Origin of the sequence: Acinetobacter sp. UC24323, from assembly GCF_024151445.1 — a bacterium.
GTDB classification, from domain to species: domain Bacteria; phylum Pseudomonadota; class Gammaproteobacteria; order Pseudomonadales; family Moraxellaceae; genus Acinetobacter; species Acinetobacter baumannii.
The window spans coordinates 202,709-224,398 of the sequence record NZ_JAHIBY010000006.1; the positions used below are offsets into that span (position 1 = coordinate 202,709).

24 protein-coding genes are annotated in these 21,690 nt (G+C 39.9%); 16 read left to right on the forward strand and 8 right to left on the reverse strand.

The window, feature by feature from the left end; translation table 11 throughout:
- Positions 1 to 9: 9 nt before the first annotated feature.
- Positions 10 to 1,398 carry an amino acid permease gene (locus KNQ97_RS10265; RefSeq protein WP_000107090.1) on the reverse strand — a complete coding sequence of 463 codons (1,389 nt, stop codon included), beginning with the start codon at positions 1,396 to 1,398 and terminating at the stop codon, positions 10 to 12.
- 358 nt (positions 1,399 to 1,756) lie between these two features.
- Between KNQ97_RS10265 and fahA the strand changes: the two genes are divergently transcribed.
- The 4 genes from fahA (at position 1,757) to KNQ97_RS10285 (ending at position 5,327) form a co-directional block, all read left to right on the forward strand.
- Positions 1,757 to 3,064, forward strand: coding sequence for a fumarylacetoacetase (gene fahA, locus KNQ97_RS10270; protein WP_000435859.1), 1,308 nt, complete (start codon positions 1,757 to 1,759; stop codon positions 3,062 to 3,064).
- Positions 3,051 to 3,683 (forward strand): maleylacetoacetate isomerase, encoded by a 633-nt coding sequence (gene maiA / locus KNQ97_RS10275; RefSeq protein ID WP_004839964.1) that lies wholly within the window; start codon positions 3,051 to 3,053, stop codon positions 3,681 to 3,683. Before fahA ends, maiA begins: the two co-directional genes overlap by 14 nt.
- Positions 3,684 to 3,700: 17 nt before the next feature.
- Complete coding sequence (locus tag KNQ97_RS10280) at positions 3,701 to 4,249, forward strand: VOC family protein (RefSeq protein WP_000141645.1); 549 nt, start codon at positions 3,701 to 3,703, stop codon at positions 4,247 to 4,249.
- A gap of 298 nt (positions 4,250 to 4,547) precedes the next feature.
- Positions 4,548 to 5,327, forward strand: a complete 780-nt coding sequence (locus KNQ97_RS10285; RefSeq protein ID WP_000568800.1) for an IclR family transcriptional regulator — start codon at positions 4,548 to 4,550, stop codon at positions 5,325 to 5,327.
- Between the two features lie 65 nt (positions 5,328 to 5,392).
- Here KNQ97_RS10285 and hppD read toward each other — a convergent pair whose 3' ends face one another.
- Positions 5,393 to 6,448, reverse strand: a complete 1,056-nt coding sequence (hppD, locus tag KNQ97_RS10290) for a 4-hydroxyphenylpyruvate dioxygenase (protein ID WP_000353163.1) — start codon at positions 6,446 to 6,448, stop codon at positions 5,393 to 5,395.
- Positions 6,449 to 6,969: 521 nt separating this feature from the next.
- Here hppD and KNQ97_RS10295 point away from each other — a divergent pair.
- Positions 6,970 to 7,443 carry a DUF523 domain-containing protein gene (locus tag KNQ97_RS10295; RefSeq protein ID WP_151437829.1) on the forward strand — a complete coding sequence of 158 codons (474 nt, stop codon included), beginning with the start codon at positions 6,970 to 6,972 and terminating at the stop codon, positions 7,441 to 7,443.
- A gap of 9 nt (positions 7,444 to 7,452) precedes the next feature.
- Here the strand turns inward: KNQ97_RS10295 and KNQ97_RS10300 are convergent, their stop codons facing one another.
- The 3 genes from KNQ97_RS10300 to pncA form a co-directional block, all read right to left on the reverse strand.
- A complete protein-coding gene (locus KNQ97_RS10300; protein ID WP_253612191.1) occupies positions 7,453 to 8,796 on the reverse strand; it encodes an MATE family efflux transporter in 1,344 nt (447 codons plus the stop codon).
- 177 nt (positions 8,797 to 8,973) lie between these two features.
- Complete coding sequence (locus KNQ97_RS10305; protein ID WP_253612192.1) at positions 8,974 to 9,912, reverse strand: bile acid:sodium symporter family protein; 939 nt, start codon at positions 9,910 to 9,912, stop codon at positions 8,974 to 8,976.
- 54 nt (positions 9,913 to 9,966) lie between these two features.
- Positions 9,967 to 10,611, reverse strand: a complete 645-nt coding sequence (gene pncA, locus KNQ97_RS10310; protein WP_031993889.1) for a bifunctional nicotinamidase/pyrazinamidase — start codon at positions 10,609 to 10,611, stop codon at positions 9,967 to 9,969.
- A gap of 329 nt (positions 10,612 to 10,940) precedes the next feature.
- Here pncA and dapA point away from each other — a divergent pair, with 329 nt between their 5' ends.
- The 5 genes from dapA to KNQ97_RS10335 all read left to right on the forward strand — a co-directional run bounded on the left by dapA (position 10,941) and on the right by KNQ97_RS10335 (position 14,728).
- Entirely contained in the window at positions 10,941 to 11,834 is an 894-nt protein-coding gene (gene dapA, locus KNQ97_RS10315; protein ID WP_000193600.1) for a 4-hydroxy-tetrahydrodipicolinate synthase, read from the forward strand.
- Positions 11,835 to 11,849: 15 nt separating this feature from the next.
- The gene (locus KNQ97_RS10320; protein ID WP_001177091.1) at positions 11,850 to 12,452 is read left to right on the forward strand and encodes a hypothetical protein; all 603 of its coding nucleotides are present in this window, start codon (positions 11,850 to 11,852) and stop codon (positions 12,450 to 12,452) included.
- A gap of 36 nt (positions 12,453 to 12,488) precedes the next feature.
- On the forward strand, positions 12,489 to 13,208 hold the full coding sequence (gene purC / locus KNQ97_RS10325) for a phosphoribosylaminoimidazolesuccinocarboxamide synthase (protein ID WP_000917863.1): 720 nt from the start codon (positions 12,489 to 12,491) through the stop codon (positions 13,206 to 13,208).
- Positions 13,209 to 13,400: 192 nt separating this feature from the next.
- Positions 13,401 to 13,604 (forward strand): hypothetical protein, encoded by a 204-nt coding sequence (locus tag KNQ97_RS10330; RefSeq protein WP_000418560.1) that lies wholly within the window; start codon positions 13,401 to 13,403, stop codon positions 13,602 to 13,604.
- Between the two features lie 284 nt (positions 13,605 to 13,888).
- On the forward strand, positions 13,889 to 14,728 hold the full coding sequence (locus KNQ97_RS10335) for a formate/nitrite transporter family protein (RefSeq protein ID WP_000349488.1): 840 nt from the start codon (positions 13,889 to 13,891) through the stop codon (positions 14,726 to 14,728).
- Between the two features lie 14 nt (positions 14,729 to 14,742).
- Here KNQ97_RS10335 and KNQ97_RS10340 read toward each other — a convergent pair whose 3' ends face one another.
- The 3 genes from KNQ97_RS10340 to KNQ97_RS10350 all read right to left on the reverse strand — a co-directional run bounded on the left by KNQ97_RS10340 (position 14,743) and on the right by KNQ97_RS10350 (position 17,854).
- Positions 14,743 to 16,008 (reverse strand): replication-associated recombination protein A, encoded by a 1,266-nt coding sequence (locus tag KNQ97_RS10340; RefSeq protein ID WP_046127398.1) that lies wholly within the window; start codon positions 16,006 to 16,008, stop codon positions 14,743 to 14,745.
- Positions 16,009 to 16,113: 105 nt separating this feature from the next.
- The gene (locus KNQ97_RS10345) at positions 16,114 to 17,286 is read right to left on the reverse strand and encodes a PQQ-dependent sugar dehydrogenase (RefSeq protein WP_253612193.1); all 1,173 of its coding nucleotides are present in this window, start codon (positions 17,284 to 17,286) and stop codon (positions 16,114 to 16,116) included.
- A 109-nt stretch (positions 17,287 to 17,395) separates the two neighbouring features.
- Positions 17,396 to 17,854 (reverse strand): YcgN family cysteine cluster protein, encoded by a 459-nt coding sequence (locus KNQ97_RS10350; RefSeq protein WP_000102817.1) that lies wholly within the window; start codon positions 17,852 to 17,854, stop codon positions 17,396 to 17,398.
- Positions 17,855 to 18,048: 194 nt separating this feature from the next.
- Here KNQ97_RS10350 and KNQ97_RS10355 point away from each other — a divergent pair, with 194 nt between their 5' ends.
- The 6 genes from KNQ97_RS10355 (at position 18,049) to KNQ97_RS10380 (ending at position 21,679) form a co-directional block, all read left to right on the forward strand.
- The gene (locus KNQ97_RS10355; RefSeq protein ID WP_000490267.1) at positions 18,049 to 18,207 is read left to right on the forward strand and encodes a DUF1328 domain-containing protein; all 159 of its coding nucleotides are present in this window, start codon (positions 18,049 to 18,051) and stop codon (positions 18,205 to 18,207) included.
- Between the two features lie 172 nt (positions 18,208 to 18,379).
- Positions 18,380 to 19,117, forward strand: coding sequence for a dienelactone hydrolase family protein (locus tag KNQ97_RS10360; RefSeq protein ID WP_000100767.1), 738 nt, complete (start codon positions 18,380 to 18,382; stop codon positions 19,115 to 19,117).
- A 185-nt stretch (positions 19,118 to 19,302) separates the two neighbouring features.
- Positions 19,303 to 19,665 carry an HIT family protein gene (locus KNQ97_RS10365; RefSeq protein WP_000130110.1) on the forward strand — a complete coding sequence of 121 codons (363 nt, stop codon included), beginning with the start codon at positions 19,303 to 19,305 and terminating at the stop codon, positions 19,663 to 19,665.
- A gap of 140 nt (positions 19,666 to 19,805) precedes the next feature.
- Complete coding sequence (gene mutY / locus KNQ97_RS10370; protein ID WP_114159247.1) at positions 19,806 to 20,840, forward strand: A/G-specific adenine glycosylase; 1,035 nt, start codon at positions 19,806 to 19,808, stop codon at positions 20,838 to 20,840.
- Positions 20,841 to 20,887: 47 nt separating this feature from the next.
- Positions 20,888 to 21,424: a M23 family metallopeptidase gene (locus tag KNQ97_RS10375; RefSeq protein ID WP_253612194.1), complete on the forward strand. Its 537-nt coding sequence runs from the start codon at positions 20,888 to 20,890 to the stop codon at positions 21,422 to 21,424.
- 9 nt (positions 21,425 to 21,433) lie between these two features.
- Positions 21,434 to 21,679 carry a hypothetical protein gene (locus KNQ97_RS10380; protein ID WP_001287365.1) on the forward strand — a complete coding sequence of 82 codons (246 nt, stop codon included), beginning with the start codon at positions 21,434 to 21,436 and terminating at the stop codon, positions 21,677 to 21,679.
- The last annotated feature ends 11 nt before the right edge of the window (positions 21,680 to 21,690 follow it).

The following is a 21,690-nucleotide window of genomic DNA, read 5'->3' on the forward strand; positions in this document are numbered from 1 at the left end:
AAGATCTGTTTACATATCGGCTTCTAAAGCATGTACAGGCTGTTCAGCTTTTAATTTACGGCGTTTAAATTGATAAGCCACCATCAAACACAAAATCCATCCTGGAATCATCATAACTGCCACACGCATGTCTGGCGTTAAAGACATCACAACTAAAATTCCAAGCATGAATGCCATACAAAGATAGTTGCTAAATGGATACATGAAGCTTGGGAATTTAGTCGTTTGACCTTGACGTTGCATGAATTTACGGAATTTTAAATGTGTCCATGAAATCACAACCCAGTTAATTACAATCGCTGCTACGACAAGCATCATGAGTAAACCAAATGCTTTTTCAGGGAAAATATAATTAAGTAAAACACACAATACCGTTACAAATGCAGAGACTAGAACCGCATTGGTTGGAATACCGCGTTTATTAATACGGGCAAGAGCTTTCGGGGCATTACCTTGTTGGGCAAGACCTAAAAGCATACGGCTGCTGCAATAACTGGTTCCGTTATAGACGGAAACCGCAGCTGTCAAAATAACGAAATTTAATAATGTCGCAACACCTTGGCTATCTAAAGAGGCAAAGACCATCACAAAAGGACTGCCACCTTCTGCCATTTGATTCCACGGAAATAATGAGAATAAAACAAAAAGTGTCGCAATATAGAAAATCAAAATACGATAGATAATCTGGTTTACAGCTTTAGGTAAAGTTTTGTCTGGATCACGCGCTTCAGCAGCAGTAATACCAAAAAGCTCAATACCGCCAAAAGCAAAAATAATCACAGCCATTGCCATAACCAAGCCTTCAATACCAAATGGGAAGAAACCACCTAATGCCCAAAGGTTAGAAATACTGGCCTGAGGTCCTGCTGTGCCGGTTGCAAGTAAATATGAACCGAAACCGATCATGGCTAAAATTGCTAAGATTTTGACAATGGAAAACCAAAATTCCATTTCGCCAAAAAACTTAACATGCAGTAAATTGATACCATTAATGAGAATAAAGAACGTTAGAGCAGATGCCCACGTTGGGATTTGCGGCCACCAATATTGAATATAAAGACCAATTGCACTTAACTCTGCCATACACACAAGTACATTGAGTACCCAATAATTCCATCCTGACATGAAGCCTGCAAAAGGTCCCCAATATTTGTAAGCGAAGTGGCTAAAAGATCCACTTACAGGTTCTTCTACGACCATTTCACCGAGCTGGCGCATCATTAAAAAAGCAATAAATCCTGCAATCGCATAACCCAAGATTACCGATGGACCTGCCAATTTAATCGATTGTGATATACCAAGAAACAGCCCTGTACCAATCGCTCCACCCAACGCAATCAGCTGGATGTGACGATTACTCAAACCATGTTTCAGGTTTCCTTGCTCTTGTGTTGACATATGATTATTCTCATCCTTGTCACGTAATTTTTTTCCAATAAATTACGTATATCATAAATTGATCGGATTTTCATAGAGATTGATGAAAAAATAATTGCGTTACTTTTCTCACAACCGCGCATGAAAACAGAAAATGCAAGAAATAACAATTATTATGCAATGTGTAATTAAATTATGTATTGCGTAATTTGATGAATTCAGTATTATAAGAACCATGAAGTAATTGGTTGTTCTCGGTCTCTATCAAACTCATAAGTAAAAAGATGATCTAAATAACGGTTAAAACTTATTGAGTAGCTCAGTCCCTAGACCGAACTTTTATTTGTATAAGACGCGAGATGAAGACAAGGAAGCGAAAATGGAACAAAAACTAAACTCTTTTATTGAAGTTTCACCTCAATCTGATTTCACTATTCATAATTTGCCTTATGGTATTTTTAGTAGAACAGCCGAAGGCGAGCGTCAGGTCGGTGTAGCTATCGGTGATTGGGTCATTGATCTCGCTGCCCTTGAAAAGCATGGTCTTTTAAAACTTTCAGATCAAGACACCTACTTTAACCAGCCTACACTGAATAAATTTATTGAATCGGGCAAAGCCAATTGGTCTAAAGTTCGTAAAACGCTACAGTCTCTTCTTTCAGTTGATAATTTAACGCTTCAAGAAAATGAAGCATTACGCCAAGAAGTTTTGGTTAAGCAAGACAGTGTTACTTTGCATTTACCACTTCAAGTATCTGGTTATACCGATTTCTATTCTTCTAAAGAACATGCCACCAATGTAGGCTGTATGTTCCGCGACCCTAAAAATGCCTTACTTCCAAACTGGACTGAATTGCCTGTTGGTTACAATGGCCGTGCTAGCTCTGTTGTAGTCAGTGGCACTCAAGTCGTGCGTCCATCTGGACAAATTAAACTTCCAAATGAAGAGCGTCCAGTTTTCTCAGCTACGCGTAAACTCGATTTTGAACTTGAAACAGCATTTGTTATTGGTAAACCAACGGAGCTTGGCCAGCCAATCTCAATTGAAAATGCTTGGGACCATATTTTTGGAATGGTATTACTCAATGACTGGTCAGCGCGCGATATCCAACAATGGGAATATGTACCTCTAGGTCCTTTCAATTCAAAATCTTTTGCTAGTGCCATCTCACCTTGGGTAGTCACGCTTGAAGCACTTGAGCCATTTAAAGTGGAAGGCCCAAAACAAGAGCCTAAACCTTTAGCGTATCTACAAGAAAATATCGCGAATAGTTACGACATTAATTTGAGTGTTGAAATTCAAAGCCCGAAATCAACACAACCTGATGTGATCTGCCGTACTAATTTTAAATATATGTATTGGTCTATGGCTCAGCAGCTAACTCACCACACCATTGGAGGCTGTAACGTTCAGGTTGGTGATTTAATGGGTTCAGGTACCATTTCAGGTTCTACACCAGATTCGTATGGTAGCTTGCTTGAGTTGACTTGGAACACCACCAAGCCTCTAACACTTGCGAATGGTGAAACTCGTGGTTTCTTGCAAGACGGCGACACACTCATCATGAAAGGCCACTGTGAGAAAAATGGTATCCGTATTGGTTTTGGTGAAGTCCGAAATACTGTACTTCCTGCATTAACTTTTGATTTTGCAGAAACTTCGGAGCCTAATTATGAAGCTGTATAGTTACTTTCGTAGCTCTGCAGCTTACAGAGTACGGATTGGTCTCAACCTTAAAAATCTCGCTTATGAAACTGTACCCGTTCATTTGGTTAAAAATGAGCAGCAAAGCGAAGACTATTTAAAGTTAAATCGCAGTGCCTTAGTACCAACTTTAGTGGACGGCGATTTAACCCTGTCACAGTCATTAAGTATTTTGGAATATCTGGATGAACAATATCCTGAAACCAAATTACTTCCAAATGATGTGAAAGAAAGAGCCAAAATCCGTGCTTTTGCACAGGCGATTGCCTGTGATATTCACCCGTTAAATAACTTACGCGTGCTGAAATATTTAAAAAATGATTTAAATGTTTCGGACGAACAAAAAAATTACTGGTATCAGCACTGGATTCTTGAAGGCTTTCAAACACTCGAACAGCAACTTCAAGATTCAAATGGGCAATTTTGCTTTGGACAACACGCAACCATTGCCGACTGCTGCCTAATTCCACAGGTTTACAACGCGAAACGCTTCAAGATTGATTTGTCGGCGTTTCCAAAAATTGAATCAATTTATCAACATTGTTTGTCTATCCCAGCCTTCTATAACGCGGCACCAGAACAACAACCAGATTGGGAATAGTAAAAAGGAGTTTCAACATGACATTTGCCATTAAAAAAATACATCACGTTGCATATCGCTGTAAGGATGCGAAGGAAACTGTTGAGTGGTATAAAAAAATGCTCAACATGGACTTTATCTTAGCTTTTGCAGAAGACCATGTACCTTCAACGAAAGCTTTTGACCCGTATATGCATTTATTCCTAGATGCAGGCCAAGGCAATGTTTTAGCATTTTTTGAATTGCCAACCCAACCAGAAATGGGCCGTGATGAAAATACGCCTCAATGGGTGCAACATATTGCCTTTGAAGTTGAAGATTTAAATGCCCTTTTAGCTGCCAAAAAACATTTGGAAGACAACGGTGTTAAAGTGTTAGGGATTACCAACCACGGTATCTTCCACTCAATTTATTTCTTTGACCCAAATGGGCATCGTTTAGAACTGACTTATAACGATGCACATGCTGAAGAAAAAATTGCAAAAATTACTGAAGAAATGAAAACTGAAATGTTAGAGGAATGGAGCAAAACCAAACGCGCTCCACACCATACTCATTTCTTGCATGAAGAAGAATTAGGCGCGTAATTCTTTCAAAGCAATCGTTTTAAAAGTCGGCATTGATGGGAATAGTTGAATGAACTGTTCTATATCAATGCCGATTTATATTGTTTAAATCTACTAAACCTCTATCAATTTACGCTATAAATGTAAGATGAAGATGTTTGTAAAAATTGTGGATTATTAAACATGTGAATTTCGCTAATAGAAAAAGGTGATTTCTATTTTTCTATAGGCTCAGGCATGATGTAAAACGCATCAATGCCAATTTATGTTCTGAACAAAACTGTTTAACTGTTGAAGTAAATCGATTAAGGGTATTTAAATGATTGAAGAAAAAATATCTGGGGGGGTTCAATCACTTGAAGTTGGCTTATCCGTACTAAATGCCCTTTTAGAGCACAATCAACCCATTATTCTCAAAGACTTATCTAGTAAGCTTGAGATGCATCCTGCCAAAGTACACCGCTACTTGGTGAGCCTAATTCGCATGGATTACGCCAAACAGCTTGAGGATGGCCAATATGCCTTAGGTGATCAAGCATGGCGTTTAGGCTTAAACTGCATTCAGCACAGCGATACTTTACAGTTAGTACAACATTTAATTTACGACTTACAAAGCAAAATTGGCTGTGGTATTCAAATTAGTAAGTGGTCACCCAAAGGCCCTGTCGTGGTTCAATCGATTGAATCTAACCACCCAATTTCGATTGTGACCAAAGTCGGCTCAATTATGCCTTTAGTCAATTCTGCTGCTGGGCGTTTATTTGCTTCTTACCTTCCTGAGCATTTTGTTCGTCCTTTATTAGAAACTGAGTGGCAAAAACATCAGGAACTTGGGCTAAACATTGCGCCACATAACTGGGAAGAATTTTTAGAACTTAAAGAGACGATCCGCCAACAACAAATGTCTGCGGCGAAAGGTGATTTACTTACCGGTATTAACGCAGTAGGCCTGCCAGTATTTAACTCAAACCAAGGGATTGAGTTTTGTATTGTGGCGCTTGATAGTGAAATGTTTTTACCCGTCGATCCACAAAGTAAAATTATTGAAACGCTTAAAAATGAGATTAATTCAATTAATCAATATATTAAAAGCCGCTAATCAATAGCCATAAAAAAACCAAGAGCCTTGCTCTTGGTTTTTTTAGATTAGAGACAAAGCAAAACTTATTTTGCTTCGAGCACACCACGGCGAATCTGGTCACGTTCAATCGATTCAAACAATGCCTTGAAGTTACCTTCACCGAAACCGTCGTCATCTTTACGTTGAATAAATTCGAAGAAGACTGGCCCAATCATATTTTCAGAGAAGATTTGTAATAAAAGCTTCTTCTGGCCATCTTTAGTACTGCCGTCTAATAAAATACCACGTTGTTTTAACTCTTCAGTTGGTTCACCATGTTCAGGTAAACGCTCTTCAAGCATTTCATAATACGTATTTGGCGGTGGTGTCATAAACTTAAGACCCAAGCCTTTTAACTTATCCCAAGTCGAAATTAAGTCATCACAAATAAACGCGATATGCTGAATACCTTCGCCATTAAAATCAGCTAAGAATTCTGCAATTTGACCGTTACCCTTGTCTGAGTCTTCATTTAAAGGAATACGGATCATGCCATCTGGTGCAGTTAATGCTTTAGAGGTTAAACCTGTATATTCACCTTTAATATCGAAATAACGAATTTCCTGGAAGTTGAAAATCTTCTCGTAGAAGTTTGCCCAATATTCCATACGTCCTTTGTAGACGTTATGCGTTAAGTGATCGATTTCTTTTAAGCCCGCACCTTCAGGGTTACGCTGCGCATCATCAAAGAAAACAAAGTCATTTTCATAAATATCGCGGTCAACCAAGAAGATTGGCATACCACCAATACCTTTAATTGCCGGAATGTTAAGCTCCATTGGCCCAACTTTTGAGTACATTGGTTCTGCACCAAGCTCAACCGCCTTTTTAAAAGCTTTTGCTGCATCACGAGTTTTGAATCCCATCGCACAAGCAGATGGACCATGCTCATTAAAAAAGAATGAAGCATAAGATTCTGGCTGATAATTCAGGATAATATTGATATTTCCTTGACGCCATAAGTACGCTTTTTTCGATTTATGCTTGGCTACTTTTGAAAAGCCGATTGTTTCAAAAATTGGATCTAATTCATTTTCTTTTGAAACAAACTCAATAAATGCAAAACCGCATAATTCTAATGGGTTCTCTAAAATATCCATCTAGTTTCCCTCTGGTAATTACCTGATCCGTTTACTTCTCATGCTGATCTGGTCAGCTCCTTTCTCTATAGAATACGCATTTGCTGGGAGTATGTTTGAACCGTCAAAATGCCTTAGCCCAACGCATCCTATGAGAAAAAAACCAATAACTAAAACGAAGATTGAGTGAGCGCAAAGCCGATGATTAATTTCCCTTCTATATGGTGTTTGTTTTCCATACACACTGTCCTTTCTTATCTAAAAGTACGATTGAGATTTTTCAATAAACCTTTAAAAATCGTCTTTTCCTAAAGTTATTCCTAGATTTATGGAGGCCAACATCCTTGTTGGACCTCCAATGGCCATTTACCTTAAAACAGATGCTACTAAAAACAATTAAATTATGCAATACATAATTTAATTATGAATTGTGTAATTTATTAATCAAATTACTCTGTTTGCTTGTGCTTGTTTTAGATTTCATATTTTTAAATCATTGGGTACACTCACATGGCTTTTAAAGTTCTAAGGGCGGAAAAATCATGCTTTTAATCAGTGCCTGTTTAATTGGAGAGCCTGTACGCTACGATGGCCGCTCTTGCTTACACACTACACTTAAGCAGTTATTTTTAAATAAAAAAGCGCATGCACTTTGTCCGGAGTTATTAGGTGGTTTTACTACTCCAAGGTTACCTGCAGAAATTGTGGGAGGAACAGGTCAAGATGTGCTTGATGGCAAGGCAAAAATCCTGGATTCATCTGGTTTAGATGTGACTGAGCTATATTTAAAAGGCGCCTACCGTACTTTAGACATTGCACGGCAAATACAAGCAACTTGTGTAGTTTTAAAAGAAAATAGTCCGTCTTGCGGTAGTCAAAGAATTTATAACGGTACTTTTCAAGGCGAGAAGATCACGGGTGTTGGGATTACCACGGCACTGTTACAGCGCCATGGTTTTGAAGTGATTTCTGAAAATGAGATTGAAGAATGGTTAGCAGCACGTCCTCTTTGTTGATCTACCCAATCAAAAACCTCTTAATTGCTTTCTAAAACGAAAACAGAAAGCACTCATTAGACAAGCTACTAAATAGCTTATGGCTGCCATACTCCAGAAACCATAAATTCCCATTGCAGATATAGAGTGACTCCCCCAGTGCAGCCCTTTATAAGCCATCCACCAACCACCGCCCAATCCGAAACATAGCACCACGACTAAAAAAATCAGCATGGGTAAAATCGACACATCCCAACAACGCAACAAAGAGGTTAGTAACGTCATTAAGCCATCGAGAAAATGAGACATGCAGACAATCAAGAGCAGTGATGCAGCTAAAATCTGTACAGCCAAATCATCTGAATAGAACGTGACAATTAAGCCCCTCTCCAACCATAAACACAAGGATAAACTGCCACTCACTGCCATAATGACCCATATACTTTGTCTGGCAATTTTGTCTGCTTCTTTCATGTTGCCGCTGCCCATAGTTCTTGACACCAAAATGCTATAAGCCGAGGCAATTGATGAAGGAAAAATAAACATGAAACCGCCAGTGCTCGCGACAATTTGATGGGCTGCAGATACCACACTCCCGAAAGGCAAAATCAGAATAGCAACTGAACAAAATGCAATAACGTCCATCAATGCCATGATCGCTGTGGGTATCCCTATTTTTAAAATCATACGCAGACTTTGCCAGCTATCTTCAACTGACCGTTCTGGATGTTCAATAAAGATGTACTTTTTCTCTAGAAAAAACAGGTAATAAACGGTCAACATAAACCACCGTACAATGATAGTGGCTAACAACGCCCCTATCGCCCCGAGTGGCGGAATTGAAAATAAAGCGACACCATAAATCAGAAGATAAGACAAAATAATTTTAAGAATGAAGAAAAGACTATCTGATAATAAAACCTTATACGCATTTTCAGTGACCTGAGACAAAGCTGTAAATAAGCGCATCAATAAATGGGCAGGTAAAATAAATACCAAAGCCCAAATACAGTTTTTAGTAATTGAAACGACATGTTCAGATGCACCAAATAATTTTGGTAAATCACGGAACAAGTAAAGCAAGGCAATACTCACCAATGCCGAACCTAACATCAGCCAAACGCCTTGAATAAAAATTTGACGAATACGTGGTATGTCATGGCAACCATAAGCTTCCGAGAGCTTAAGCATCACACCTTGCAGTATCCCCATTCCAATGACATAAACCACTGTATATAAAGATAAGGTCACCGATAAGGCGGCAACATGGTCATTACTAAAATGCCCTACATAAGCAATATCAATCAATCCACTTAAAATTAGAATCAAATTGCTAGAGAGCATGGGAATAAATAATTTAAAAATCTGGTTCATCAAAAAAATGCCTTATTTTTTCTTTGCGATTTATGTTGATATTCACGTTATTTTTAGTGCATCAATTCGAAGCAAAAGACATACCAGTTTTAAATTCAGCTCAAATAAAAAGTGCTTTAAATAAAAAGACCAAACTATCCGTTTGGCCTTCTTTTCTAATGTATATCGTTTATATAGTTATTCTTTTTTGTGTTTACTTGCCCAATAAGTCGCAAGTGCAGGACCAGAAATATTATGCCAAAGGCTGAAAATAGCACTTGGTACGGCAGTAATCGGGGAAGCCGCAAAATGCACTGCTGCAAGCGCCACGCCTAAGCCTGAGTTTTGCATTCCTACTTCTACCGCAATTGCTTTACTGTCCGCATAAGGCAATTTAAAGAAACGCGCTGCGGCAAAACCTAATAAATATCCAAGCCCATTATGCAATATCACTACCGCCAAAATGAGCAAACCCGACTGTAAAATAGCTGCTTTACTGTCACCAATAATGGCTGCCACAATCGCGACAATTGCAATCACTGAAACTAATGGCATGACTTGAATATAGGATTCAACCTGACGTTTAAGCCAAGTTCGCAAAATCAGCCCAATCACAATCGGAAGTAGTACGACCTGCAAAATCGAAATAAACATCGAAGCCGCGTCAATCTTTAGCCATTGGCTGGCGAGTAGATAGAAAATTGCAGGTGTTAACACAGGAGCCAAGAGTGTTGATACCGAGGTACAGGCGACCGATAAAGCCACATTGCCTTTGGCCATATAGGTAATGACATTTGAAGCTGTTCCTCCTGGGCAACAACCTACCAAAATAACGCCGACCGCAATTTCAGTAGGCAAATTAAATAATTTACATAAAATAAATGCCAAGCCCGGCATCACGACAAACTGCGCAACAACCCCAATTAACACGGCTTTAGGGCTTTGTAGTACCCCTTTAAAATCATCAACGGTCATGGTCATTCCCATGCCAAGCATAATAATGCCCAAAATCCATGGAATATAAGCTTTCAGCCAAACAAAAAATTCAGGCTGCCATAGCGCCAGAGCTGCAAAAATAATTACCCATAGGGCAAACGTCTTTTGAACAAACTGAGTAAAACGGAGTAATGCAGACATACTGTTCATCCATACCAAATCGCAATTAAAGTCCAAGCATCAAAATCAGTATCTCTAGCATTCATTCAACAGATCAGTCGATTGAATACGGATAACCCCTTGTTGCTGCATAGTTTGCCACGCTTGTTCTAATGAACCATTAAGATCAATACCTTTGCACGCATCTTCAACCACTAAAGTTTTAAAGCCTTGCTTAACCGCATCTAAAGCAGTCCATGCGACACAAAAGTCTGTGGCAATTCCGACCACATAGACCGTATCAATACCACGTTCTTTTAAGTAACCCGTTAAACCTGTCATTGTTGAGTGGTCGGCTTCCATAAAAGCCGAGTAACTATCAATATGAGCATGAAAACCTTTTCGGATAATCAGTTGAGCTGTCGGGATATTTAAATCCGGATGAAATTCGGCATCATGAGTGCCTTGTATACAATGCTTAGGCCAAAGCACCTGTGATCCATAATCCAGTTCAATCGTTTCAAATGGCTGCTTGCCCGGATGGTTGGCTGCAAAAGAAATGTGATTATCCGGATGCCAGTCTTGAGTGAGGACTACATTTTCAAAACAACCTGCCAATTGGTTAATGGTTGGAATAATCGTATCGGCGTCGGCAACTGCTAGGTTTCCACCAGGGGTAAAACCATTTTGCACGTCAACTACGACTAAAGCCGAATTTTGTGGTTGTTTATTCATTTTCATGCCATCTTAAGTCCCATTCGGGAAAAATATGCATTTTATCTTGCCATAAAAAAGACCGTGTTAAGTAGAGGTTGGAAGAATTGCACCATATTCTCATTTTTACTGTCTTTTACTTAAAATGATCAAATTGGCATTCTATGTTTTGCTCAAGTTTACATAGGGTTTATCAGTCAAGCATATTGTTCTTATGCGTCTGATCAGTCATAATTTGCATAATTGTCATTCAACAATCTGTTATTGTTAGAACTGGACAATCAAAATACTGCAACCATCCCACATTTTGTTTTTCTTACCTCAGATTCGGATGGATAAATAGGATATTTTTTAAAATGACTCAGCAAGCACAGACCATTCAAGGCTCAATCGTCGCAATCGTCACTCCCATGTTGAAAGATGGCGGTGTAGATTGGAAGAGTCTTGAGAAGCTGGTTGAGTGGCACATAGAACAAGGTACAAACAGTATTGTAGCCGTCGGTACAACCGGCGAAGCCTCAACATTGAGCATGGAAGAGCACACACAGGTTATTAAAGAAATTATTCGTGTAGCCAACAAACGTATTCCAATTATTGCCGGTACTGGTGCAAACTCAACCCGTGAAGCAATCGAATTAACTAAAGCTGCCAAAGACCTTGGCGCAGATGCAGCTTTACTTGTAACCCCATACTATAATAAGCCGACTCAAGAAGGCCTTTACCAACACTATAAAGCGATTGCTGAAGCTGTTGAATTACCGCTTATTCTTTACAACGTACCTGGTCGTACAGGTGTAGATTTGTCAAACGATACAGCTGTTCGTTTAGCGGAAATTCCAAATATTGTCGGCATTAAAGATGCAACAGGTGACGTACCGCGCGGTAAAGCTTTAATCGATGCTTTAAACGGCAAGATGGCTGTGTACTCAGGTGATGATGAAACTGCATGGGAACTTATGCTTCTTGGCGCAGACGGTAATATCTCGGTTACTGCAAACATTGCACCTAAAGCAATGAGCGAAGTATGTGCGGTTGCAATTGCAAAAGATGAGCAACAAGCAAAGACGCTTAACAATAAGATTGCAAATTTACACAATATTCTATTTTGCGAATCAAACCCAATTCCTGTGAAATGGGCACTACATGAGATGGGACTGATTGATACTGGTATTCGTTTACCACTCACTCCTCTCGCTGAGCAATATCGCGAACCTCTCCGCAATGCCCTAAAAGATGCGGGAATTATTTAATAAGAGCAATTTATGATGCAATTACGTCTTGGTTTAGTCCTTGCAGTTTCAGCCTTAAGTTTAGCTGGCTGTGGTCGCTTCGCACTCAATAATCACTCTTTAGATTATAAAAATGCAAAGCAACTCGCCCCACTTGAGTACCCTGCCGATGCAACTGTACGACCAGCGACACCTTTGTATCCTGCACCAACAGTAGACCAGCTTGCTATCGATCACGCACCGAAGTTTGAAAACAAGCGTGGCAATCGTTTTGCATTGCCACGTCCTGAACCACTTCAAACTGATACGACAGCAGATGCATCTGCTCAAACAGGTAGTGCGCTTGGTCGCCCTCAACTTGTGACAGATGGTAATAAAAACCCACTGTTAAAAATTGATGGAAGTACTGCCGAGATTTGGCAATACACCAAAGCTACGTTAAGCACGTTAAATTACAACGTCATCGCTCAAGGTAACAATCAAGCGACGATTAAAGTAAATGACAACACATATGTGCTTAAGCTCACTGGTGTTGGCTCTAGTCATAGCCTTGCTCTATTTAATCCAGATAACACTTTTGCCAGCCCTGATGTTGCCGCAGAAGTGTTAAACCAGATTTACCAAAATTGGCCAGCCTAGTCGTTTACTAGGCATTTTTTTTAAAAAGGTTCCCTCATGTTAAAACAAACCTTGCTCTATACTGGTAAAGCAAAATCTGTATATGAAACAGACAATGCCGACCATCTGATTTTAGTCTTTCGTGATGATGCCTCTGCGTTCAATGGCGAAAAAATCGAACAACTAGATCGTAAAGGCAAGGTGAACAACCGTTTTAACGCCTTCATCATGGAAAAACTTGCTGAAGCGGGTATCGAAACGCATTTTGAAAAATTGCTTTCTCCAACTGAAGTTCTTGTTAAAAAACTTCAAATGATTCCTGTTGAATGTGTAATCCGTAACTATGCAGCAGGTTCTCTATGCCGTCGTTTAGGTGTAGAAGAAGGTAAAGAGTTAACTCCTCCTACATTTGAATTGTTCTACAAAGATGATGGCCTAGGCGATCCAATGGTTAACGAATCTCAAGCGATTGCTTTAGGTTGGGCAACTGCTGAACAGTTAGAACAAATGAAAGTGTTAACTTATAAAGTAAATGATGTATTAAAAGCATTATTTGCTGAAGGCAACATGATTTTGGTGGACTTCAAACTTGAATTTGGTGTTTTCCATGATCGTATCGTACTTGGTGACGAATTCTCTCCAGACGGTTGCCGTTTATGGGACAAAGACACTAAGAAAAAACTCGACAAAGACCGTTTCCGTCAAGGCTTAGGCGGTGTTGTTGAAGCTTATGAAGAAGTTGCTGCTCGTTTAGGCGTAGATTTATCTGACATCTAATCAGCTCAACTTTATAAAAAACCGAGCATTTCAGCTCGGTTTTTTTATTTTCAGCACCCAAGAATTTAGGAAAAGTAGACAGATTTGTATATTTAATTAAATTATGACTTGCATAATCTCAAAACAAGGCACTAAAATCAAAAAAAATATAAATTGCATCACAATAATTAAATTTTTAAATAGGATGAGTCTATGGAACTATTCAAGCCTGAAAAGAGATTAATGAATCATCCAATCCATTTTGGTGAAAATCCATTAGTGATTCTATCTAATTTTAGCCACTCTGCCTTAAAGCAGGGATGGAGCCAAGCTGAAGTCGAAACTGTCATTTCTGAAGCTTCCCAAGGCGACTATATGAAACTCATACGTACCTTGAGAGCATATACCTTGTTTTAATTATTGTTGCCATTTTCATGACTACAAGCGCTTAACTTCAACGTTACACTTTTTATAGCAGGCTGTTTGAGTTTACTATCTTTTCTTATACTTAACTTTTCTCTCAGGTCTGATCGATTCTTTTTTCATGCATTATTGTTCTAGTTCGCTTACCCCCAGAGTGTTCAATTTATAAAAAAACACATAAAGCTGGTAGGAATCTTCTAGATTTATCCTGAACACTGCCTTAACAATAAATAAAAAACGATAAATATAAAATATTTATTCAGTGAGGAGTAAACCTGATGGACCATGAACTAGAAGAAGAGAAAGTCGATCAAACCCTAAGCTGGCGTGAAAAAATGGCAGTTGAAGAACACGAGAAACTGTCGCCCCGTTTAGTGTATGAAATTATTCGCCGTGATGGTGCCGAAGAGTTAGATCGCCCGACAGCCGCGCTCATCTTTTCAGGCATTGCAGCAGGTCTAGTCATCAGTTTTTCATTTGTATTTAAAGCGATTATTGCTTCTTATATCCCTACTGATGCCATCTGGACCGATTTAATTACCAATTTCGGTTATACCATTGGGTTCCTGATCGCTATTTTAGGACACATGCAGCTCTTTACCGAAAATACCATTACTACAGTTGTGCCGTTATTTAAGCCCTTTACCTTAGACAAATTACGAGCTGTAGGCCGTCTATGGGGAATCGTGTTTCTATGCAATATCATTGGAACAGCTTTGGCGAGTTTATTCTTCCTGACCACCGACCTGTTTACTCCAAACATTGACAAAGCCCTAGATGAGCTCGCACATCATGTTGCGTCTTTTTCCGCCATCCAAAATCTGCTTAAAGGGGTTATGTCTGGACTTTTAATTGCTGCATTGGTCTGGATGCTACCTTCCGTCAGCAATAAATTCCTAGTCATCTTTTTCATGACTTATCTAATAGGACTAGGCGACTTTACCCATGTGGTCGTTGGCTCTACCGAAATGTCCTATCTGGTCTGGCAAGGAGAAGCTTCTCTTGGTGAATATCTGTTTAATTTCCTGATCCCAACCACCATTGGCAATATTATTGGTGGTACAGGCGTGTTTACCCTGCTGATTTATGGTCAGGTGACTGAAGAATTGGAACAATAGCAGGAAACAATAAACTATTGTTCCTGCTGCCATCTGCGTTGTTGTAAGCGTTCACCTTCAACTTCACGCTTGTTTCTTGCCGACTCATAGAGTTTGGTTCCCTTTAACTCAGGTGGCAAGTAGTCTTGCAATACAAAGTGCTCAGGGTAGTCATGAGGATAAAGATAATTAACTCCATAACCTTGCTGTTTCATCAGTTTGGTTGGCGCATTTCTCAAGTGTAAAGGTACTGGTAAATTTGCCGTTTTCTCAGCAAGTTCTAAGGCCTTATTAATCGCGAGGTAAGTACTATTACTTTTTGCACTGGTCGCTAAATAAACTGCTGTTTGACCCAAAATAATTCGAGCCTCAGGCATTCCCACCGCCTGTACAGAACGGAAACATTCACCTGCAAGCAATAGTGCATTTGGATTCGAGTTTCCAATGTCTTCTGAAGCGGCAATCAACATACGTCTTGCAATAAAAACCGGATCTTCCCCGCCTTTAAGCATCCGCGCCATCCAGTACAAAGCCGCATCTGGATCACTACCACGAATCGATTTGATAAAGGCAGAAACGAGGTCGTAATGCTGTTCACCCGATTTGTCATAACGCGCAATATTTTGCTGAGCGACTTTTACTACAACTGCATTGGTAATGGTATTTTCAACTTCGGGCTCAAAAGTACTTGCAATTAAGTCTAGTAAATTTAGTGCTTTACGGGCATCACCTGCTGCAAACTGTAAAAGAGCATCATACTCTTCAATATGAATATAGCGTTCTTTTAAAAATTTATCGTTTTGGAGTGCATTGTTAAGTAGCGTCTGAATTGCCTCACTGTCTAAACTGTTTAAGGTATAGACCTGACAGCGTGATAAAAGTGCACTATTGACTTCAAAAGACGGGTTTTCAGTGGTGGCGCCAATTAAGGTAATTTTACCTTTTTCTACGGCACCTAATAATGCATCTTGCTGTGATTTATTAAAGCGATGGATTTCGTCAATAAAAACTACAGGGGTCAGTAAGTCACCACTTTCTGCAATCACTTCACGTAATTCTTTTACGCCCGTATTCAGCGCAGATAAGCTCACAAATGGACGATCTATTGCCTGAGCTAAAAGCAAAGCAATTGTCGTTTTACCGACGCCTGGCGGCCCCCAAAAAATAATAGAAGGCAAATGTCCCTGATCAATCATTTGACGTAAGGGTGCATGTTCACCTAACAAATGATCTTGCCCAATAATTTCAGACAAGTCTCTCGGGCGCAGGCGTTCAGGAAGTGGAATATGGGTGTCTGACATCTCAAATAGCTTTATCGTCTTTTCACTATAGTCTATTGTGTCTCACAGAAATCTACAATTTGAATCTATGAGACACATCCTTTATTTACAGGGTATTTCCTAGCATTAAGAGGGTTTCTTACTCAGCTTGAGTAAGCGAGCATTGGGGCCATCTTCAATTACCCAAATTGAACCGTCTTGTGCTTCATGTAACCCACGAATACGTTGCTTCATCTCTAATCTTTGTACTTCTTTTACGGGCTTATGCTCTAAATCTACAACTACAATTGCTTCTGAAGATAACCCGCCAATTAAAGCTTTATTTTGCCATGCGGGAAATTGTTGTCCGCGATAAATAATTAAGCTCGACGGTGAGATTACAGGGGTCCAGTCAATTTCTGGTGCTTTAAACTCTGGGCGCGTGTGATGATCTGGAATAGGCTGACCTGAATAATGATCTCCATTTGAAACAATCGGATAACCATAGTTTTCGCCTTTGGTAATAATATTAAGCTCATCACCACCTTTTGGCCCCATCTCAACCACCCATAGCTGTCCTTTACGGTCAAAGGCCATTCCTAATGGGTTACGATGTCCAAGTGACCATATTTCAGCAGTGACACCGCCTTGCTCATAAAAAGGGTTACCTAAGGCTGCTGAACCGTCGTCATTTAAACACAAGATTTTGCCCAAGTTGCTTTTCATATTTTGGGCAGGGTCAAACTTTTGGCGCTCACCTGAACTGACCCAAAGCTTACCATCTGCACCAAAAAGCATGCGATGCCCATAATGGCCTTGTCCTGAGACTTTAGGTACTTGCTGCCAAATCTGCTTTATATCGGTGAGTTTTGGCTGATTAGGATTAGATAAATCTAGTTTCGCACGTGAAATCACTGCACCAGACCCACCTTGCCCTTTGGCTGCATAACTAAGATATATCCAGTGGTTTCTGGCAAAGTCCGGGTGCAAGGCTACATCACCTAAACCGCCCTGTCCGCCATAGTTCACCGCTGGAACACCCTGAACATCTAGCACTTGTTTATTTTGTGGATTAAAAATTTTTAGCTTACCTTGCCGTTCAGTCACCAATAACCGCTGATCAGGCAAACTGGTGATCGCCCAAGGCTCATTAAAATGTGCGACTGCCGCGACCTGATAAGTTTGTTTGGCAGCACTGGTCTGCTCTGTTTTTGCAGTTGTATTTTGTTCAGGATTTTTTGAATTAGTATTATTAGAGCCACAGGCCATTAACAAGAAGAAACTACTACATAATAAGGGGGCTGCTAATCGTCTCATCATTTTTATCTCCTTTTGCTTTTATTTTTATATAACGGAGATGATTAAAAAATTTACGATAAAAATGTTACTTTATTATACGCTGTAATTAAAAATGCTCATCGGGAGCGTATTAACGCACCCAACGCACCACATAATCTTCAATATCATCTTCATGTACATCAGTTTCAGGAATACAACGCCCTGCTACCGACTTTTTCGCTTTCACTACGCTTTGTCTGGAACCCGTATTTAAATAGTGCCAAGAAGGTAAATTTTTACCTTCATTCAAACGTTTATAGGCACAGCTCGATGGCAGCCAGTGTATGGTTTTTAAGGTTTCCGGCGTTAGTTGTAAACAGTCGGGTACTTGCTGCTGACGGTTTGGGTAGTCAGAACAACGTCCAGTATTGCAATCAAGTAACTTGCACGCCACTTTGGTGTACGCAACTTCATGTGTATCTTCATCTTCTAGCTTGACTAAACAGCACAATCCGCACCCATCACACAGTGCCTCCCACTCAGCCTGAGTCAGTTGCTCTAGCGTATAATTTTTCCAAAACAATGGACGAAGTGAGGTCTCGGTAGACATAAGATTTTAACGGCTATATAGATCAAGCAAAGTGAGATTATAGCATTGAAGTACGCTGGTCTTAAGAAAAGAAGCCGTATTTTTGGCATCACAAAATGATTGTTTAATATACATTTCAACCACATAAACGACACATTTCGTGCAAAAAACACGCTATATAGTAAAAAGACAATGAAAAATAAGGAGGACAGCATATGTTCCGTTGGGCAATAATTTTTGCAGTGATTGCACTCATTGCCAGTCTATTAGGGTTTGGTGGTGTTGCAGGGTTATCTAAAGACTTTGCCGTGATTTTATTAGTGATAGCTGTAATTCTCGCTGTTATTGGTTTTATTTCGCGAGGCCGAACTTAATTTAATCATGACCATATCAAAAAGAAGGAACTCGTTCCTTCTTTTTTTTATTGCATAAATATTTCTATGCTTTTCTTTTGATGTAGTTTTTTACATAGTTATTTATATGGCTTTTATTTTTTATGCTTTAATCAAGCGTATTTAAATCGAATTTAATTTCAGGATTAATGTCATGAGTACAGCAATTAAAACCCGTGAAATTCAATATACTGCACCAGATGGTAGCCATTTAATTGGTTACTTTGCGGCTCCAGAAAGTGAAACACCTGTACCAGGTGTCATTATTGGTCCTGAGTGGTGGGGTCGTAACGAATACACTGAACAACGTGCGCGTGAACTTGCTGAACACGGTTATGCTGCACTTGCAATTGACATGTATGGCGATAAAAAAGTAACAACGACTGCAGCTCAAGCTTATGAATGGATGATGCAGACATTTGAAGATCTAGACACGGTGACTGATCGTGCCAACGCAGGGCTTCAGACTTTGGCTGCTCAACCGGAAGTAAATAGTGAAAAACTTGCAGCGGTAGGTTTTTGTTATGGTGGCAAAGTGGTACTCGATCTAGCTCGCTCAGGTGCTCCCCTCAAAGCAACTGCGACATTCCATGGTACATTAGCTCCTAAGGCTCCTGCTCAAAAAGGCAACATTCAAGGTGAGGTATTGGTTCTACATGGTGAACTAGACAGCATGGTCACCTTAGAAGATGTTGCTAATTTTGAAAAAGAGATGCAAGCTGCTGAGGTTAAACATGAGGTAGTGGTTTTAAAAGATGCTAAACATGGCTTTAGTAACCCGCTTGCAGATGAAAGAGCTAAAGCGAATGGTGTAGACCTTGGCTACAACAGCGAAGCGGAGAAACAAGGCCTTGCTAAAATGTACGCTTTATTAGAACGTACTTTAAAATAAAAGAAGCAAATTTGGAGCAAATGGCATTTTTCGCATTTGCTCCCTTAAATGTTTATGACTTTGCAATATTTTTACTGTATTTTTTAAACCATACTTCAATAAATATACTCCCGTTGAGCTAGAGCAAAGCCTAGTCTTATTTCCCGCACTCGGGGTTTAATGGAATAACATGAGAGGATACAACAATGACTGACAAGAAATGTCCGTATTGCGATTTTGATGAATATGACATCATTGATAAGAATGAATTTGCTGTAATTTTACCAGACCCAAATCCGTTGTCTAAAGGTCACTGTGTAGTGACTCCACTACGCCATGTCAGCTCGTTTTTTGATATTACGTCTAAAGAGCACCAAGGCTTACTGACACTTCTTGAAATTGCCCGTCATGAAACCCAGCTTCGCCATCAGCCAGACGGTTTCCATATTGGCTTTAATGATGGTGAAGTGTTTGGACAGACTTCTGACCATTTCCACATTCATGTCATTCCATACTACAAAAACCAACCGTTGAAACTTGATCAACGTTGGGGTGTACAAAAGGATTAATCCTTTTTACTCATAGAACAGGGACTACGTTTTTGATGTAGCCCCTGTTTTCATATGTCCATTTTCTTCGTTTGCTTTAAACAAAATTTCACCCAAATTTCAGCTATAATTTAGCCCTTACTTTTCTTCTATAGCTGTTCATGCCTGAATTTTCTTTTTCTGATGCCCTCTTAAACTGGTTCGATCAACATGGTCGGCATGATTTGCCTTGGCAAGTCGCAGATGATCCATATAAAGTCTGGGTTTCTGAAATTATGTTACAGCAAACTCAGGTAAAAACAGTTCTGCAATATTTTGAACGCTTTATGGAACGCTTCCCAACTGTAGAAGCTTTAGGCTATGCAACTTGGGATGAAGTCGCCCCTTATTGGGCAGGTCTTGGCTATTACGCTCGTGCCCGCAATTTGCATAAAGCTGCCAGCCTTGTAGCACAGCAAGGCAAATTTCCTGAAACTCTAGAAGAATGGATTGCACTACCCGGCATTGGGCGCTCGACCGCAGGTGCACTCATGTCTTTAGGTTTACGTCAGTATGGTGTGATTATGGATGGCAACGTGAAACGTGTCTTAGCCCGTTTCTTTGCCATTGAAGATGACTTAAGCAAACCACAGCACGAACGTGAAATGTGGAAACTGGCTGAAGAGCTTTGTCCCACCCAACGCAATCATGACTACACTCAAGCCATTATGGACTTGGGTGCGACCATCTGTACGCCTAAAAAACCTCTTTGTTTATATTGCCCAATGCAAGCTCATTGTCAGGCTTATCAGCAAGGTTTAGAACAAGAATTACCTTTTAAAAAACCGAAAAAAACACCGCCTGTTAAAACGGCAGATGTTCTTATTATTCAGTGCGAAGATGAATGGTTCTGGCAGCAACGCCAAGCTCATGGTCTATGGGGCGGTTTATTTTGTTTACCTATTTTAGAAAATGAACATGAACGCTTGAAATTAAGTCAGCAATTTAAGCTACAACCTCAACCACAAACTTTTCAGATTAGTCATAGCTTTACTCACTTCACATGGTTACTTAATGCTCATGTGTTCCACGTGGAACCTGATCAAAAAGAACATCTGGCGATTGAACTTGAAGGCCAATGGCTGAGTCCAGAACAAGCTATTGCTAAAGGTGTTCCAACTGCTATGAAAAAATTGATCTCGACAAGCCGTTCATGACATAGTGAGCAAAATAATTTTGATATGGCTGTGACAGGGAGTATTTTGTGCGACGTTTAGTTTCCCATCTCTCACTTGGTTTTCTCATTATTCTATTAGCAGCCTGTGCCAGTGCGCCTAAAAAACCTGCCCCGCTTTCACCAGCCCAAGTTAGCAAACTCAAGAGTATGCAGCTTCCAAATCGGCTTCCTGTTCCGGTAAAAGGTGTCGATCGAGAAGAGCTAAAAGACACATGGGGAGCTGCTCGTAGTCAGGGCCGTAGCCACGAAGGAATTGATATTTTGGCTCCACGTGGAACCAAAGTGTACAGTGCAACTGAAGGGCTCATTGCCGATCTTCGTAATAACAACTTGGGTGGCAAAGTGATCTGGATTTTAGGCCCGGCAGGAACATGGCATTATTATGCTCATCTTGATGGACATAAACGTGGCTTAAACGTAGGCGACTATGTCAAAAAGGGTGACCTCATTGGTTATGTCGGCAACACGGGCAATGCACGTTATACTTCACCTCATCTTCATTATGGTCTTTACTTAGATGGTAAAGGTCGTGGTGCTGTTAATCCTTATTCATATTTACGCTAGGAACATTTTATGTCGGAAGCGCTGATCAATCGCTTAGTAGAGTTTGCCGAGTCTGGCAACCAGCAAAAGATCATTTTAAATGGCAATAGCTATCAAGGCTGGATCATGGAAATCAGTGATGATGCCCTACTGATCAGTACCGGTTTTTCAGATAAAGTTGGCAAAGACTTTTGGCTAAAGTTTGAAGACTTAACTCAAGCTGAACTGTATTATTGGGATACTCGCCCAAATGAATGGGTACCATTCAAACTCTAAAATACCAAGAT